Origin of the sequence: Isoptericola sp. NPDC019482, assembly GCF_040632295.1 — a bacterium.
Lineage (GTDB): Bacteria > Actinomycetota > Actinomycetes > Actinomycetales > Cellulomonadaceae > Isoptericola.
In genome coordinates, this window is the sequence record NZ_JBEYBQ010000002.1 from 223,829 (window position 1) to 240,356 (window position 16,528).

At 75.6% G+C, this 16,528-nt stretch carries 9 protein-coding genes; 1 reads left to right on the plus strand and 8 read right to left on the minus strand.

The window, feature by feature from the left end:
• Nucleotides 1-89: 89 nt before the first annotated feature.
• The 4 genes from ABZ493_RS03000 to aztD all read right to left on the minus strand — a co-directional run bounded on the left by ABZ493_RS03000 (nucleotide 90) and on the right by aztD (nucleotide 6,294).
• Nucleotides 90-2,738: a ComEC/Rec2 family competence protein gene (locus tag ABZ493_RS03000; RefSeq protein ID WP_430580693.1), complete on the minus strand. Its 2,649-nt coding sequence runs from the start codon at nucleotides 2,736-2,738 to the stop codon at nucleotides 90-92.
• The gene (locus tag ABZ493_RS03005) at nucleotides 2,735-3,898 is read right to left on the minus strand and encodes a ComEA family DNA-binding protein (RefSeq protein WP_430580694.1); all 1,164 of its coding nucleotides are present in this window, start codon (nucleotides 3,896-3,898) and stop codon (nucleotides 2,735-2,737) included. Before ABZ493_RS03005 ends, ABZ493_RS03000 begins: the two co-directional genes overlap by 4 nt.
• A gap of 82 nt (nucleotides 3,899-3,980) precedes the next feature.
• Nucleotides 3,981-4,871, minus strand: coding sequence for a DegV family protein (locus ABZ493_RS03010; protein ID WP_430580695.1), 891 nt, complete (start codon nucleotides 4,869-4,871; stop codon nucleotides 3,981-3,983).
• A 64-nt stretch (nucleotides 4,872-4,935) separates the two neighbouring features.
• Nucleotides 4,936-6,294 carry a zinc metallochaperone AztD gene (aztD, locus tag ABZ493_RS03015; RefSeq protein WP_430580696.1) on the minus strand — a complete coding sequence of 453 codons (1,359 nt, stop codon included), beginning with the start codon at nucleotides 6,292-6,294 and terminating at the stop codon, nucleotides 4,936-4,938.
• Between the two features lie 147 nt (nucleotides 6,295-6,441).
• Here aztD and ABZ493_RS03020 point away from each other — a divergent pair, with 147 nt between their 5' ends.
• On the plus strand, nucleotides 6,442-8,247 hold the full coding sequence (locus tag ABZ493_RS03020; RefSeq protein ID WP_430580697.1) for a helicase HerA-like domain-containing protein: 1,806 nt from the start codon (nucleotides 6,442-6,444) through the stop codon (nucleotides 8,245-8,247).
• A 16-nt stretch (nucleotides 8,248-8,263) separates the two neighbouring features.
• Here ABZ493_RS03020 and ABZ493_RS03025 read toward each other — a convergent pair whose 3' ends face one another.
• Genes ABZ493_RS03025 through ABZ493_RS03040 form a run of 4 tightly spaced genes read right to left on the minus strand, consistent with a single transcriptional unit; the run spans nucleotide 8,264 to nucleotide 16,527 of the window.
• Nucleotides 8,264-10,735 (minus strand): glycogen/starch/alpha-glucan phosphorylase, encoded by a 2,472-nt coding sequence (locus ABZ493_RS03025; protein ID WP_430580698.1) that lies wholly within the window; start codon nucleotides 10,733-10,735, stop codon nucleotides 8,264-8,266.
• Nucleotides 10,736-10,790: 55 nt separating this feature from the next.
• Nucleotides 10,791-14,216 (minus strand): SbcC/MukB-like Walker B domain-containing protein, encoded by a 3,426-nt coding sequence (locus ABZ493_RS03030; RefSeq protein WP_430580699.1) that lies wholly within the window; start codon nucleotides 14,214-14,216, stop codon nucleotides 10,791-10,793.
• Nucleotides 14,213-14,968 (minus strand): DUF4194 domain-containing protein, encoded by a 756-nt coding sequence (locus tag ABZ493_RS03035; protein ID WP_430580700.1) that lies wholly within the window; start codon nucleotides 14,966-14,968, stop codon nucleotides 14,213-14,215. Before ABZ493_RS03035 ends, ABZ493_RS03030 begins: the two co-directional genes overlap by 4 nt.
• The gene (locus ABZ493_RS03040; RefSeq protein ID WP_430580701.1) at nucleotides 14,965-16,527 is read right to left on the minus strand and encodes a DUF3375 family protein; all 1,563 of its coding nucleotides are present in this window, start codon (nucleotides 16,525-16,527) and stop codon (nucleotides 14,965-14,967) included. The genes ABZ493_RS03035 and ABZ493_RS03040 overlap by 4 nt, the downstream gene beginning before the upstream one ends.
• Between the last annotated feature and the right edge of the window lies 1 nt (nucleotide 16,528).

Below are 16,528 nucleotides of genomic sequence, written 5' to 3' on the forward strand. Positions count from 1 at the left end.
CTGCCACGAACCCCCGACGCCCCGGTCCGCTCCCACCCCCTCCCTACCCGTTGCGCCGCCGTGCCCGGGGGGTGCTTGGATGCGACCAGCTAGCCGCACGCGAGGCCGATCTCGTCGCCTCGGCGCACGAGCGCCGCGGTGCCGCACTCGTCGGTCCGCACCAGGGCGGACCCCGCGGACGCGTAGAGGTCGAGCGCGTCGTCGGTCGGGTGCCCGTAGGTGTTGTCGGCGCCGACGCTCACCAGCGTGACCCGAGGAGACAGGTGCCGGGCGAGCGCGGCGGACTGCGACCGCGAGCCGTGGTGGGCCATCTTGACGACGTCGACGTCGGCCGCGCGCCCGGACGCGGCGAGGTCGGCGGCGAGGGCGTCCTGCCCTCCCTCCTCCAGGTCACCGAGCGCGACCACCTCGAGCCCGCCCGCCGTGCGCAGCTCGAGCGCGACGCTCGCGTCGTTCGCCCCGTCCCCCTCGTCGCCCCCGCCCGTCGCGGCCGACCCCGTACCGGGCGGCCCGCCCCGCGCGGCCAGCACCTGCCAGGTCGCCGTGCCCGCCGCCCCGCCGTCGCCGGCGGCCGCGGTCCGTACCGGCACGCCCGCGGCCGCGAGCTGCGACCTCGCACGCTCGGCCTGGCCGGCCGGCTCGTCGAGCGGCGAGACGAGCGCCGCCGTGACCGTGCGGCCGCGCAGCACGGCGGCGAGCCCGCCCACGTGGTCGGCGTGGAAGTGGCTGAGCACGAGCAGCTCGACGGTGGCGACTCCGAGCTCGTCGAGGCATCGTCCGGCGGCCTCGCCGTCGGGCCCGACGTCCACCACGACGGCCGACGCCGGTCCGGTGCGCACGGCGAGGGAGTCGCCCTGCCCGACGTCGCAGGCGGCCACCTGCCAGTCGCCCGGCACCTGGTGGCCCGCGCCGGCGAGCCGAGGTACTGCGACCACGAGGACGGCGAGCAGCGCGGTGCCCGCCAGGCCGGCGACGGCTGCCGTGCGCCCGCGCCCGTGCCGCGCCGCCGCCCGCCGCACCTGCCGCCGGACCCGGCGCACGGCGCGCGGCGCGGCCTCCCGCCACTCGCGTCGCCAGCCCGCGCCGGGCGGCCGGCGCAGCACGAGCGCGAGCACCGCGACCGTGAGCAACGCCAGGGCCACGACCCCGAGCGGCCCGGCAGGCCACGGCAGGCGCGCGCCCGGCATCGCGGCAAGTGCCTGTGCGACGGCGGCCATCCACCCCGTGGCGAGGCCGGCCAGCCAGGCGACGGGCAGGGCGGCTCCTGGCGCCCACGGAGCCAGCAGGGTGGCGACGAGCCCGAGCACGGTGGCCGGGACCAGCGCGGGGGTCGCGAGCAGGTTCGCGGGCACGGACATCAGCGGCACGTGCGGGTCGAGCAGGAGCAGCACCGGCCCGCACGCGGCCTGCGCGGCCCACGGCACCGCGAGCGCGAACCCGAGCGGACGGCCCGTCCACGGCGCCAGCCGGCGGGCGAGCGGTCCCGCCAGGAGCACGAGCCCCGCCGTCGCCACGCACGACAGGACGAAGCCGTACGACCGCGCGAGCCACGGGTCGACGACCACCAGCACCGTCGCCGCAGCGGCGAGCGCCGGCGGGCCCGACGACGGACGCCCCAGTGCCAGGGCGAGGAGCGCTGCGGCGCACGTCCACGCCGCCCGGAGCACGCTGGGTTCCGGCCGGACAAGCAGGACGAAGCCCGCCGCGACGACCGCGACGACCCCGACCCGCAGCGCGCGCGGGGCCCGCGCCAGCGCGCACAGGGCCGTGAGCGCGGCGACGACGATCGCGAAGTGGCCCCCGGAGACCGCGGTGACGTGGGTGAGGCTCGTGGCCCGCATCGCCTCGTCGACGGCCTCGGGCACGCGGCTCGTGTCGCCGACGGCGACGCCGGGTACGAGTCCCCGCGCCTGGGCGGACAGGGGGTCGGTGACGTCCAGCAGCGACGACCGCATCGTGTGCGTCGCCCGCAGCAGGGCGGCCGGCGGCGCACGCTCGGCCACCGGCCCCACCGCCGTCAGCCGGGCCAGCGGGCCGTCGCCCGACCCCACGGGGCGCAGCACCCCGGACACGGCGACGTTCGCCCCGAACCGGGGCGCCGGGCCCGCCGCCGTGACCTCGACGATCCCCGCGACGGACGACGCGATCCCGCGCGCCGTCATGTGCCGCACGGCCACCTGCCAGCGCTCGCCGTCGCCGAAGACGGCGGGCCGCGGCTCCGACACGACGCGACCGACCAGCTCGGCGTGCGCGCCCTGAGCGACCATCGACCGCAGGGGCGCCTGCCGTGCCACCTGGGCGTGCACCCCGAGCGACACGGCCGCGAGACAGGCCAGCGCGACGACGACGTGCAGACCGGCAGACCGCGCGCCGCCCTGCCGGCGCCGGTCCGCCCCTGTGGCGGTCGCCTCGCTCCCGCGGGTGCTCCGCGACCGCCACGGGGCCGCCGGCGCCCGCCGGGCTGGACGCACCGCGACGACCACGGCCCCCGCGACGGCGGCGGCGAGGACCGCCCCGACGGCCACCGTCCGGGCCCAGCCCAGCATCGGCCCCGTGAGCGCCCAGGCGGCGGCCCACGACACCAGCGCGGCCGGCGCGAGACGCAGGTCGACACGCCGCGTCGGCGGCGAGGCCAGGTCGGTCGGTCGCGCGGCCGGACCGGTCGCCGGGAGGGACGCCGGACCCGGGACCGCGTCGACAGACCCGCCGGTGGCGTCCGACCGGACGAGCGGCGTCACAGCGTGACCAGGTCGCGGACCTGTCCGAGGACGGACGGCCCGATCCCGGACACCTCGTCGAGCTCGTCGACGCTGGTGAACGGCCCGTTCTCGTCGCGCCACGTGACGATCCGCTCGGCCAGTGCGGGGCCGATGCCGGGCAGCACCTCGAGGTCCGCCGCTCCCGCGGAGTTGAGGTTCACGGCACCACCCGCCGACGCGTCGGACCCGCCTCCGGTCCCGTCCTCGCCGGCCCCTTCGGGCGCGCCGTCTGCCGACGAGACCTGCTCCCCTGGCCTCGGCACACGAATCTGCTCGCCGTCGACGACGGCGCGCGCCAGGTTGAGCGCGGCAGCGTCGGCACGCCGGGTCGTGCCGCCGGCGGCGGCCACGGCGTCAGCCACCCGGGCGCCGGACGGGACCGTGACCAGGCCGGGCTCCCGCACCTCGCCCACCACGTGCACCACCACGGTGCCCGGCGCCGGCGCCGGCACCGCCTCGGGAGCCGCGGGCGCGCCTTCCCCGTCGAGGTCTCCCGTCCCTGCGGGGTCGGCAGCCGTGCCCGCTCCCGCGTCGGCCCCGGCGGTCCGGCCGGCCGGCGGCTGCGACGGACCCGCGGAGGCACCGGACGGCGCGCCGGCGAGGGTGATCACGTCGTCGGGCCGTGCGGTCGCGACCACCGCGACGACGACCGCCACGAGCAGCACGGCGACCGAGGCCACGACGGCCGCCCGCAGCCCGAGCGACCAGCGCCGCGCGCCGCCCCCGGCGTCGTGGCCGTCGACGGGGTGGCCGTGCGCCGCCGTGTACGCGGCGGCGACGTGCCTCGCCGACCGGCGGGCGCGCAGGCGGTCGACGAGCTCGTCCTCGCCGCTCGGCGCGCCCCACGGCACCGACCCGACCCCAGCGTCACCGACCGGCACGGCCCACGCACCGTGACCGCGAACGTGGTCAGGATCGTGCCGAGGGTCCCCGCCGGAGTCCTCGCGCAGGGCGTGCCAGGCATGCAGCCGCGCGGCGGCCTCGCCGAGGGCCCGGTCCGGCACCGGCTCGGAGGCGCCGGCCCGGTCGTCGTCCTCCGGAAGGCGGGTCGGAGGCGGCCCGACGGTCCCCGTCGGCGGTGCGGTGTCCGGTGGCGACGCGTCGGCTCCGCCGTGGTCCTGGGGCAGCGTGGTGGTCACGCCGCGACGCTAGGGTCGCCGTCGGCTCGATAGGCGCCGTGCGCGGCAACCTGTGGACGGAGCGGTCCTGGGGGCAGGCTCCTCAGCGCACGACGTCGCGGGGGCGTCCGCCCAGCTCCGCGACCACCACCGCGAGGGCGCCGGGCCCGACGTGCGCCCCGAGCACGGCGCTCACGGGGGTGACGACCGGCTCGACCCCGGTCTCCGCGGCCAGGCGGGCCGCGACCTCGTCGGCACGCTCGGGCACACCGAGGTGGTGCACGGCCACACCGGGCTCCTCGCACGTCTCGGCGCGCCGTAGCGCCAGCTCGACCAGCCGGTCGGTCGCCGCACGACGGGTCCGGACGCGCTGCGCCATCTCGATCACGCCGTCGCGCATCGCGAGGATGGGCCGCACGCCAAGGGCGGTGCCGAGCGCCGCTGCGGGAGCGGACAGCCTCCCACCACGGCGCAGGTGGTCGAGAGAGTCCACCAGGAACGCCGTCGTGCTCGACTCCGCGACCTGTCGCGCGCGGGCGGCGACGGTCGCGGCGTCGTGCCCCTCGGCCGCGCATCGCGCCGCCTCCAGCGCCGCGAACCCGAGGGCCATCGCGACCGTGCGGGAGTCGACCGCCTGCACCGAGATCATGGCGCGCTGCCCGGCGCTCGCCGCGACCTCGACGGTGCCGGACAGCGCCCCCGACAGGTGCACGCCCACGACCGCCCGCGCGCCGTCCGCGGCGAGGTCGCGGTAGACGGCGGCGAACTCGGTCGGCGCGGGCTGCGACGTGCTCAGCCGCTCGCCGGCGGCGATGCGTGCGGCCACCTCCTGCGGCGTGATGTCCACGCCCTCGCGCCACGACTCCTCCCCCGCCACGACGCGGAGCGGGACGACGACGGGCGCGACCACGGCGTCGCCGGCGGGCGGCAGGCAGGCGGTCGAGTCGGTGACGACACGGACGGTGCCGGGCGGGGCGGGCGGATCGGAGAGCATCGGCGGGAGTCTACCGACGCCGCCCGGATCACCCCGGGCGGCGCCGATCGTCGCTCCCTCGTCGTCACTCGTGGTCGTGCGCCTCGTGCGCCTCGTCGTGCGCCTCGTGGTCGTGCTCGTCGACGCCGTGCACCTCCACGTCACCGGAGACGCCGGAGATCTCGTTCGGCGCGACATCGAGCTCGGCCGACTTCCAGACCTCGCCGGTCTCCACGTCGACCGCGTGCACGGACCTCGTCGCGGGGTCGGTGACGTACACGGACCCGTCCAGCGCGAGCACCGCGGGGCGCGGCTCCTGCCACTCGGCGGGCTCCTCCCAGGCGTCGATCACGGGGATCGAGGTCGTGAGCTTCCCGCTCTCCGGGTCGATGACGTGCAAGGAGCCGTCGGTGCCCAGCACGAGCGCCTCGCCGTCGTCGCCGCGGGCGAGGGACCGGAACGTGTAGCTCGAGGGCAGGTCGACCAGCGACAGGTCCCCGCTGCGCGTGTCGACGAGCGAGACGCGCGTGGGTCGCTCCAGCTCGGCGTCGGGGTCCGTCTTGTAGTCGCCGAGCACGATCGGCGACTCCTCGGAGCCGGCCTGGTTGCCGATGCGGCCGTGGGCGTCGGGTGCCTGCACCTTGGTGAGCTCGCCGTCCGCGTAGACGAGGACGCCGTCCTCGCAGCCCACGACGACGGCCTCGTCTGCCGCGACCGCCTCGCCGTGCACGCCCGGGCAGTCGCCGCTCGCCGCGACCTCCTGGTCGTCGGCGTCCAGCACTCGCACCCCGGAGCGCGACTCCTCGGTGCCCTCGGTGACCAGCAGCGAGTCGTCGGAGAGCTCGACCGCGACGCCGTGGTGCGCCGACGGCGTCGTCAGCTCGCGGGCTGGAGCCTCGCCCTCGGCGGCGTGTGCGGAGTCGAGCACGCGGACCTGGCCCGTCCCGTCGTCGAACAGGACCGTGCGGCCGCCGTGCACGACGACGTGGCCGGGCTCCTCGGCGGCGTAGGTGACGTCGGTGAGGCGCGGCTCCGCCGTCCAGTAGTGGTGGTGGTCGCCGTGCGCCTCGGCCCACGCGCCGAGGTCGACGGCGCGGAACCCGCCGGTGGTGGAGGCGAGCAGGTGACGACCGTCGCCGGCGGGGTTGAGGCGGGTGAAACCCTCGAGCGGCAGGTCGGCGACCTGCTCCAGCGTCTGCGCGTCGAGGACGACGACGCCGCCGTCGTAGGTGAGCGCGATGCGGGCGGTCGCGGCGGCGGCCTCGGTGGCCTGCGCGGTCTCCGCGCCGGAGGGCTCTGCGGAGGCCTCCGCCGACGCGGCGCCGTCGGCCGGGTCCGCGGACGCGCAGCCCGCCAGCGCGAGGGGGACGGCGAGGGCGAGGAGGCCGGCGGCGGACTGTCGGCGCCGGCCGGCAGGTCGGGTGGTGCGGGTGAGGGCAGGCATGCGTCTCTCTCCAGATCGGGGCAGCACGAACCAGTCACATGAGAACGATTCCCATGTGCCCGAGTAGTGAAGCAGATGTGAGAACCGTTCTCAACCGGGTGGCCGTTCGCCGCGCAATGCGTCCCGCACGGCGCTAGCGTGCGGGCCATGGCCGAGCGGACACCGCCCACCGACGACGCCGACCTCGCCGCCCTGCGGGCGGCCGCCGCGCAGGCCGCCGCCGAGGCGGCGGAGGCGAAGGCAGCGGCCGCCCAGGCGGCGCTCGAGGCGGCGGAGGCCGCGGGCAGGGACGCCGGTGCCGCGGGCCCCGCGACCCCGCCGGACGATGCCGGAGCGGCAGCCGCCGGTGCGGAGCCCGCGGCGCCGCCGTCGTACGCCGACGAGGTGCGCGCGGGCTACGCCACCGACGCCCCGACGCTGCCGCTCGGGGCCCTGCTGTCCGGACCACCGGGTGGGGACCCCACGCCCGAGCCGACGATCCAGGTCGGCTTCCCCCTGGCGACGCTCAACCGCCACGGGCTCGTCGCGGGCGCCACCGGCACCGGCAAGACGAAGACCCTGCAGGGCATGGCGGAGGGCCTGTCGGCGCAGGGCGTCCCGGTGTTCCTCGCCGACATCAAGGGCGACCTGTCCGGTCTGGCGGTCGAGGGCCCGAACAACCCCAAGGTCGCCGAGCGGGCGGCGAGCATCGGGCAGGCGTGGACGCCGACGTCGTACCCGGTGGAGTTCTACTCGCTCGGCGGCCTGGGCACGGGCGTGCCGATCCGCACGACCGTCACCGACTTCGGCCCGCTGCTGCTTGCCAAGGTGCTCGGCCTCAACGCGACGCAGTCCTCCAGCCTGGAGCTGATCTTCCACTGGGCCGACACCCAGCAGCTCGCGCTGCTGGACCTCAAGGACCTGCAGGCCACCATCGCCTACCTCACCTCCGACGAGGGCAAGCAGGAGCTCAAGGGGATCGGCGGCGTCTCGGCCGCCACCGCGGGCGTCATCCTGCGCGAGATCGTGGGGCTGCAGGCGCAGGGCGGCGACGTGTTCTTCGGCGAGCCCGCCTTCGAGACCGCCGACCTGCTGCGCACGTCCGCGGACGGGCGCGGGATCATCTCCGCCCTCGAGCTGCCCGGCGTGCAGGACCGCCCCGCGCTGTTCTCCACGTTCCTCATGTGGCTGCTGGCGGAGCTGTTCCAGGAGCTGCCCGAGGTGGGCGACCCGGACAAGCCGCGCCTCGTCTTCTTCTTCGACGAGGCGCACCTGCTGTTCTCGGGCGCCTCCAAGGACTTCCTCCAGCAGGTGGTCCAGACGGTGCGACTCATCCGCAGCAAGGGCGTCGGCGTCTTCTTCGTGACCCAGTCCCCCAAGGACGTCCCGGCCGACGTGCTCGCCCAGCTCGGCAACCGCGTGCAGCACGCGCTGCGCGCCTTCACGCCCGACGACGCCAAGGCCCTGCGGGCGGCGGCCCGCACCTTCCCCACCTCGCAATACGACCTCGAGCGGCTGCTGCAGTCGCTCGGCACCGGCGAGGCCGTCGTCACCCTGCTCGACGAGAAGGGCGCGCCCACGCCGGTCGCGTGGACCCGCGTCCGCGCGCCCCAGGCCTCGATGGACCCCGCGCCGCAGCAGGTGCTCGACGCCGCCGTCGCCGCCTCGCCCGGGCAGGCGCGCTACGGCGCCGCCGTCGACCGCGAGTCCGCCTACGAGCTGCTGCAGGCCCGCGTCGCGCAGGACGCCGCCGCGCGGGAGGCCGCCGAGCGCGCCGAGGAGCTGGAGAAAGACGCGGCGAAGGCCCGCAAGGAGGCGGCGGCCGACGCACGAAAGTCGCAGCAGGCCTCCCGGTCCGGCTCGACGTCGCGCGGCAGCTCGCGCAGCCCGATGGACGCCATCCTCACCACCGTGGGCACGACGCTGGCGCGCGAGATCACGCGCACGGTGTTCGGCACGCGCCGCCGGCGCTGACGCCCCGTGACGACGGTCAGTCGGCCGTCAGCGGTGCTGCGTGCCAGATGCGGTCGAGGTAGTCGCGCACGGACCGGTCGGAGGAGAAGAAGCCCGAGCGCGCCACGTTCAGCACGGCCGACCGGCTCCAGGCGTCCGGGTCCGCGTACGCGCGCTCCACCCGTTCCTGGGCGTCGAGGTAGGCCTGGTAGTCCGCGAGCACCATGAACCGGTCCTCGGTGAGCAGGTTGGACACGATCGGCTCGAAGACGGACGCGTCGCCGCCGGAGAACGTGCCCCGCGCGACCAGGTCCAGGGCCCGGCGCAGCGACGGGTTCTCCTCGTAGTAGGTCGAGGGCCGGTAGCCCGCCTCCGCGACGGCGCTCGCCTCCGGCTCCGTCAGCCCGAACAGGAAGAAGTTCTCGTCGCCGACGAGCTTGCGGATCTCGACGTTCGCGCCGTCGTCGGTGCCGATCGTGAGCGCGCCGTTGAGCGCGAACTTCATGTTCCCGGTGCCGGACGCCTCCTTGCCGGCCAGGGAGATCTGCTCGGACAGGTCGGCCGCCGGGATCAGGGTCTCGGCGACGGTGACGTTGTAGTTCGCCGGGAAGGCGATGCGCAGCACCCGGGACACGTCCGGGTGGGCCGCGACCACGGCCCCCACGTGGTTGATCAGCGCGATGATCTCCTTCGCCATCACGTAGCCGGGGGCGGCCTTCGCGCCGAAGACGACGGTGCGCGGCGTGACGTCGCCGACCTCCAGCTCCCCGGACGTGATGCGGTCGTAGAGCGTCACGACGTGCAGCAGCTTGAGCAGCTGGCGCTTGTACTCGTGCAGCCGCTTGACCATGACGTCGAGCATCGTGCCGGGGTCGATCGTGATGCCGTCGCGCGCCGCGAGGAAGGAGACCAGCCGGTCCTTGTTCGCGGCCTTGACCTCCCGGAACCGACGGCGGAACTCGGCGTCGTCGGCGAAGGGCTCGAGCTCGCGCAGCCGGTCGAGGTCGGTGACCCAGCCGTCGCCGATGGCCTCGGTGATCAGCCCTGACAGCCCCGGGTTGGCCAGCTTCACGAACCGACGCGGCGTGACGCCGTTGGTGACGTTCGTGAACTTCTCCGGCCAGAAGTCGGCGAAGTCGGCGAGCACCTTGTCGCGCAACAGCTGCGAGTGCAGCTCGGCGACGCCGTTCACCTTCGACCCGCCGACCGTCGCGAGGAACGCCATCCGCACCGACCGCTCGGGGTGCTCGGCGATGATCGACATGCGCCGCACCAGCAGCTCGTTGCCGCCCGAGCGTTCGCGCACCTGGGCGAGGAACTCCTCGTTGATGCGGTAGACGATCTCCAGGTGCCGGGGCAGCAGGCGGCCCACCAGCTCGACCGGCCACACCTCCAGCGCCTCCGGCAGCAGCGTGTGGCACGTGTAGGCGAAGCAGCGCTGCGTCACCTGCCACGCGTCGTCCCACTCGAAGCCGCGCTCGTCCACCAGGATCCGCATCAGCTCCGGGATCGCGATGACGGGGTGGGTGTCGTTGAGCTGGAAGACGATGCGGTCGGGCAGGTCGTGCAGGTCGAAGTCCGGCGGCAGGAGCTGGTCGATGAAGTCGCGGATCGAGCAGGCGACGAAGAAGTACTGCTGCTGCAGCCGCAGCTCCTTGCCCTGCGGCGTGGAGTCCTCCGGGTAGAGCACCTTGGAGATGTTCTCGGCGAACGTCTGGGACCGCACGGCCTCGGCGTAGTCGCCGTAGTTGAAGATCTTGAGGTCGAACGCGTGGGTGGCCCGCGCGCTCCACAGCCGGAGCGTGTTGACGCGCCCGTTCCGGTAGCCCGGCACCATCGAGTTGTACGGGACGCCGAGCACCTGCCAGCCCGGCACCCAGCGCGAGCGCTCGCGGCCGTCGTCGTCCGTGTACCTCTCGGTGTGCCCGCCGAAGCCGACCGTGACCTCGTGCTCGGGGTGGGCGAACTCCCACGGGTCGCCGTTGTCGAGCCAGGTGTCCGGCTCCTCCACCTGGCGTCCGTCGACGAACGTCTGCCGGAAGATGCCGTACTCGTACCGGATGCCGTACCCGATCGCCGGCACGCTCATCGTCGCCAGCGAGTCGACGAAGCACGCCGCCAGCCGGCCCAGCCCGCCGTTGCCGAGCCCCGGCTCCACCTCCACCTCGCGAAGCTCGTCGAGGTCGAGGCCCAGGCTGGCCAGCGCCTCGGCGGCGACCTCCTCCAGCCCCGTCGCGATGAGCGCGTTGTCGAGCTGTCGGCCCAGCAGGTACTCCGCCGACAGGTAGGCCACCGCCTTCGACTGCGTGCGGTACTGGCTCAGCGTGGTCTGCATCCACCGGGACATCAGGTAGTGCCGCACCGTGCGCGCGAGCGCGAGGTACCGGTCGTTGTCCGTGGCCCGCTCCAGGATCGTGCCCTGGCTGAAGTTCAGCTCGTGCAGGTACTCGCGCACGAACCCCTCGACGGTCGGTTCCGGGCTGGTGATCAGAGGCGTGGTCTCGGTCACGTCACGACAGTACACAGCCTCGGCGCGACCGGCCCGGCCCGACACCGACCGCCCGTCACTCCCCCACGAGCGTCACCAGCCGCGACCGGCCGGTCGCGTCCTTGATGGCCTGCAGCACGACGTCGGCGTGCGGCTCCAGGGCGCTGACCTTGTCGAGCGGCGCCCCCACCACGAGCTGGAAGCCCAGCCCGCGCCACGCGCCGACCGCACGGCCGGCGAACCGCGCGTCCGCCTTGATGAACGCCTCGTCGAGGAAGACCGGCGCGTACCGGGGGCGCTCCGCCCCGGCGTCGCCGAGCTGGTAGCGCAGGGCCGCGCCCACGATGAACGCGACGAGCTCCTGCGACTCGCCGCCGGACTTGCCGGCGATGTGGTCGTAGACGCTCACGTGGTTGCCCTCGAGGTCCACGCACTCGGCGCTGACCCGCACGTGCTCGCGCACGTCCACCAGGCGTCGGCGCTCCGGGCTGTCCGGGCGGATGCGGTCGATCAGCCTGCGCATCCGCTCGTACCGGCGCTCGTGCTCGGCGAGCGGGACGTCGCCCGCCGGGGCGGTGGCCAGCTCGCGCAACCGCCGTCGGAACGACACGACCTCGGACGCCTCGACAGGCGTGGCGGTGATGCGCAGGCGGTGCGCGTCGTCGCGGAACGGGAGCGTCGCGAGGATCGCGTTCACGGGCTCCATGCGGTCACGGATCTCCGCCACGGCCTGCGCGATGCCGTTGTTGAGCCGCGTGAGCTGGTCGCCGGACATCTGCCGCAGGTGCGCCGACCACCGGTCGCGCAGCCGGTACAGCTGCTGGTACTCCAGCTCCTCGTAGATCCGCAGGAAGTCGGCGTACGCGCCGTCGGGGTCGGCGCTGCGGTTCGGGTCGGGCCAGGTGTCGTTGAACCGCTCGAACAGGGCCGCGAGGGCCGCGCGTGCGGCGCGCTCGGCCTCCTCGGCGGCGTCGCGCTCGTGATGCAGCTCGCGCACGACGGCGGCCACGGCGGTGGTGAGGTCCGCCAGCCCGCTGCCCGACGTGCCCGCCACCCCCGACCAGCCGACCTGCGCCATGAGCTCGGCCAGGCGCCGCTCCTGCTCCGGCGTGGGCTCGACGCCCTCGTCGTCGGCGCGCTCGACGGCGTCGGCGACCTGGTCGACCTGGTCGCTGAGCTGCTCCCACGTCGCGCCGAGCTCGGTGACGCGCTGCTGCGCCGCGGCGCGCTCGCGGTACAGCTCGTCCACCCGGGCCCGCAGCACGTCCTCGTCGGCCTTGAGCGCGCGCAGCACGTCCGAGCCCGCGACCAGCGCCTCGTGCCGTTCCTGCCGCTCGGCGAGCCGGGCCTCCGCCCCGCGCACGTCGAGGTCGTCCCAGGCGGCCCGCAGCGCGTGGCTGTACGCGACGAAGTGGTCGGCCTCGGCCTTCTGCCGCAGCCGGGCGCCCGCGAGCGACTCCGAGGCCTGTCGCAGCTCCTGGTGCGCCGCCGCGATCTGCTCGGCGAGCTGCTCGAGGCGCCGGTGGTTGCTGAACCCCAGCACCGACGCCCGGCCCTGGCCGCCGTGCGCGCCCCGGCGGCCCTCCGACGTCTGCCCGGACCGGGTGAGCGCCAGGTCGTGGCGGGCCAGCTCCGTCGGGTCGTCGACGCACACGTACGCGAACCGCTCCGCCAGCCGCCCGGCCAGCCAGCCGCCGAACGGGCCGGCCTTCACCTCGAGACGTCCGGGCAGCAGCGAACGGTCGGCCTCCTCGTGCAGCGCGAGTCCCGTGGGCACGCCCTCGAACCGCACCCGCACGGGCGAGCGGACGGCGTCGATGGCGGACCGGAACGCGTCCAGCCGCGCCTCGTCGACCAGCACCGTGACCGCGAACCCCCCGAGCGCGAGGCCGACGGCCTCCCGCCAGGGCTCGTACTCCCCGCGCACCTCGAGCAGCTCGCCGACGAACGGCACGTCCTCCGGCCGCAGGCCGGCAGCCCGGGCCAGCGCCTCGCGCGCCTCGTGCAGCTCGCGCGGCACGTTGCCGCGACGCGCCTTGAGGGAAGCCTCCTCGCGCTCCAGGCCGGCCAGGTCGCGCAGCGCGTCCTTCTCCCGTGCCGCGGCGTCGACCACCGCCTCGGACAGCGCGTCGGTGTGCGCGTCGCGCTCGTCGAGGTAGCGGCGGGCGTCGGCGTGCAGGGCGTCCAGCTCGCGCCGCGTGGAGGCCTCCCGCTCCAGCGGGGCGAGGTGGCCCTCCAGCTCGGCGCGGGCGCGCCGCACCTCGGCCAGTCGCTGCTCGGCCGTGCGCACGTCGCGCTCCGCGGCCTCGATGGCGTCGCCGCCGTTGCGGCGCTGGTCGGCCCGCACCTGTTCGAGCTCGCCCTGCGCGACGGTGAGCCGCTCCTCGGCGACGGCGACCCGCTCGGCGGCGGCCTTGTGCTGGGCCCGGTTCTCCGCCTCGCCCGCGCGCAACAGGTCGAGCTGGGTGCGGTCGCGCCACGCCGTGAACGGCGTGATCCGGGCAGGCTCGGTGCCGGGCTCGGGCCCGCCGGCGCCGCCGTCGGGCCCGAGCGCGTCCACCAGACGCCGCTGCGCGACGGCGTCGTCGACCGCCTCCCGGTGCCCCAGCATCGGGCGCAGCACGTCCACCTGCTTCTGCGCGGTGTCCATCTCCGCGCGCACCTCGCTGAGCTCGTCGAAGTGCTCGACGGCGCGCTCGGCCACGCGGATCGTCTCGGGCTCCTCCAGCACCATCGCCTTGTAGAGCGAGTCGACCGTGGTGATCTGCTGGCCCGCCTGGATGCGGCCGAGCAGCTGCATCGCCTTCTCGCCGTCGCCCGCGGCGCCGATGCCGAGCGCGGCATGCAGGCGGGTGGCGAACGCCTTGTCCGTGTCGAACGACGTCAGCCCCGCGGCGGTGAGCCCCGCCTTGCCGAAGCGCTGAGCCGCGAGCGGCTCGAGGTCGCGCAGGCTGAAGTCCGCGTCGACGACGGCGCGCACGGCCACCGTCTCGTCCGTGCGCTGCGCGCCACGCGGCACGTACCAGGCACGCAGGGCCGTGAACCGCTCGCCCGCCTGGGACGACCACGTCATCGCGATGGCCGACCAGGTGTCCGACGTCTCGCCGCGCAGTACGCGGTCCCTGGCGCGCGCCGACCCGGCGGTGCGCTCCTCGTCGAGCTTGCCGCGCGCGTAGGAGACGACGTTGCGCTGCTCCTGCCCGCGCGCCCGCCCGCTGGTGGCCGTGTTCGACGCGCCGTTGAACGGCGTCGTATGGCTCATCATCAGCGCGATGTACGCGTCGAGCAGGGTCGACTTGCCGGAGCCGGACGCGCCCGTGAGCAGCGTCGTCGTGCCCGCGAACCGCACCTCGTGGTAGCCGTGGTAGCCGCCCCAGCTCACCAGCTGCATCGAGCGGGCCGTCCACTGCCGCCCGTCCGACGCCGTCGGGATGAGCCCGAACAACGACTGCTGCATGCGGGGCGCGGCGACCTGCTCCGCCGGGTCGCTCGTGATGGTCATGCGCGCGACTCCTCGTCCTCGTCGACCGGCTCGGTCTCGTCGTCGTGGTCGGTGACGGTGGTCGGCTCGGCCGACGGCGAGCGCAGCCACGCCGTCAGCTCCCGTAGCCGCTCCACCGGCAGCAGGATCTCCACGACCGGCTGCACGCGGTAGCGCCCCTCGGCGACCTCGTCGAGCACGTGCTCGCGCACGAGGGTGGCGATCGCGTTGTCGACCTCGCGCCGGCGCGCGGCCAGGTTCGTCTCGTCCGTGGCGAGGAAGCCGAGCGCGTAGTCGACCAGCTCCTCGGCGTCGACGTGCGCCGCCCGCTCCCCCGCGCCCTGCTCCTGCCGGAAGCGGTTGCGCGCGAACAGCATGAGCAGCGTCTCGACCCGCTTGTACGGCTCGTCCTTGAGGAGCACCGGGATGCTCAGCCCCGCCTCGCGGACCTGCCGCTTGTACGCGATCTCGTAGTCGCGGTCGACGACGAGCTCCACGAACAGGTCGTGGCAGCGCGAGGCGAGCACGTTCTGGTGCGCGAGCAGCGCCTTCCACTCCACCGGGTGCACCGCGGCGGACAGGTACCTCCGCTGCAGGACCAGCGCCAGCGCGCGCCGCGCCTCGTACGGGAGCACGCCCATGTCGCCGGCGAACAGCGCCCCGTCGTCGTCGGCCAGCGCGGGCACCTCGACGAAGGCGGCCCCGTCGGCCGCCGCAACGTCCGCAGGCTCGGTCACGGGCTCGATCACGGGCTCGATCGTCGTGTCGGTCATGCGTCCCCCTCGTCGTCGGGCTCGTCGTCGGGCATCGCGAGGCCCACCCTCGGCACCACCAGGTCGCGTGTGCTGCCGTCGGCGCGCACGGTGGTCACGCGGCGCAGGCGGGCGGCGGGCACGTCGCCGATCCCGGCGCCGTCCCCCAGCGCCGCGTCGAGCTCCCCCGCCGTGGCGAGCTCGAGGTAGCCCAGCAGCTCCACGGGCCGGCGCAGCTCGGCCGGCCCGGCGGCGAACACCTCGTCCGCCGTGGCGCGGCCGCGCTCGCGCAGCACGCGCGCCGCGTGCGCGGTGGTCTCCTCGTAGCGCGGGCCGCCCATGCCGCGCAGGCCGCCCAGCACCTCCCGGGGTTCACCGCCCCCGTCGAACCCGGCGTCGTCGAGGTCGGCCAGCGCGTCCGGCGGCGTGTCGGGGCGCAGGTCGTGCAGCTGGGCGCGGAACCGGCCGAGGCGCGCGCGCTCGAGCCAGCGCAGCGGCTCCACGCGCGCGGCCCGCCCCGACGTCGGGAACCACTCCGCCATCGCGGCGGTCGCCTCGCGCAGCGCGGCGTCCAGCTCGCGGTCGCGGAGCGGGTTGTGCACGGTGAGCTGCTGCGTGATGGTGCGGGAGGCGCGCGCCTGCGCGTCGAGCACGCCGTCGACGGCGGCGAGGAGCTGGGAGTACAGCGCGCGCACGGACTCCCGGCGCTCGGCCGGCAGGTCCGCCGCGAACGGGTGCGCCAGCACCGCCCGGACCCGCTCGTCGACCTGACCGAGCAGCTGCGGGTCGCGCAGCAGCTCCATCGCGCCGGAGAACGCGCGACCCTCGGGCGTGCGCTCCATGAGCGAGTCGGAGGCCTCCAGGTAGGCGCCCAGCACCTCGCCGGTGGGGCGCTCGTCCTGGCGCAGGCTCGTGACGATGCTGCGCTGCAGCTCCGCGATCGACTCGGCCACGCGGGCGAAGTCGGCGGGCAGCTCGCGCACCAGCGCGGCCACGTTGTCGAACTGCTCGACCAGCCGGTCCGTGGGCGCCTGCACCACGGGGCCGCCGGCCTCGAGCCGGGCCAGCTCGGCCTCCGCCTCGGCGATCTCGTCGCGCGCGCGGGCGACCTGCTCCCGCAGCGCACGCTGCTGCGACTCGCGGTCGGGCCGGGCGTCGCGGGCGAGCCCGTCGAGGGCGACGAGCAGCGTGCGGATGCGCGACTCGCTCACCAGGGCGCGCGCGCCCTGGGGCCGGTCCACGAACGCGAGCGCCTCCGCCGCGTGCGAGCTCACCTGGTACTGCTCGACGCCGTCGTCGTCGAGCGCGCGCACCAGCCAGCGGCCCGCCACCCAGCGCGAGCACAGCGCGCGGGCGGCGTCGTCGGGCACCTCGTGGCCGGCGGCCCGCGCCTCGGCCAGCAGGTCCTCGACCTCCACGTGCATCTGCTCGGTCGGCACGGTGGCACGGCCGGGCGTGAAGATCAGCGACAGCAGGGCGACGACCAGCGGCCCCTCCTTGCGGTGCAGGAGGGCGAGCGAGGGCGTGCCGAAGGCGCCCCGGCTGCGTGCCAGGGCGCCCTCGAGGCGGACGGTCGCCAAC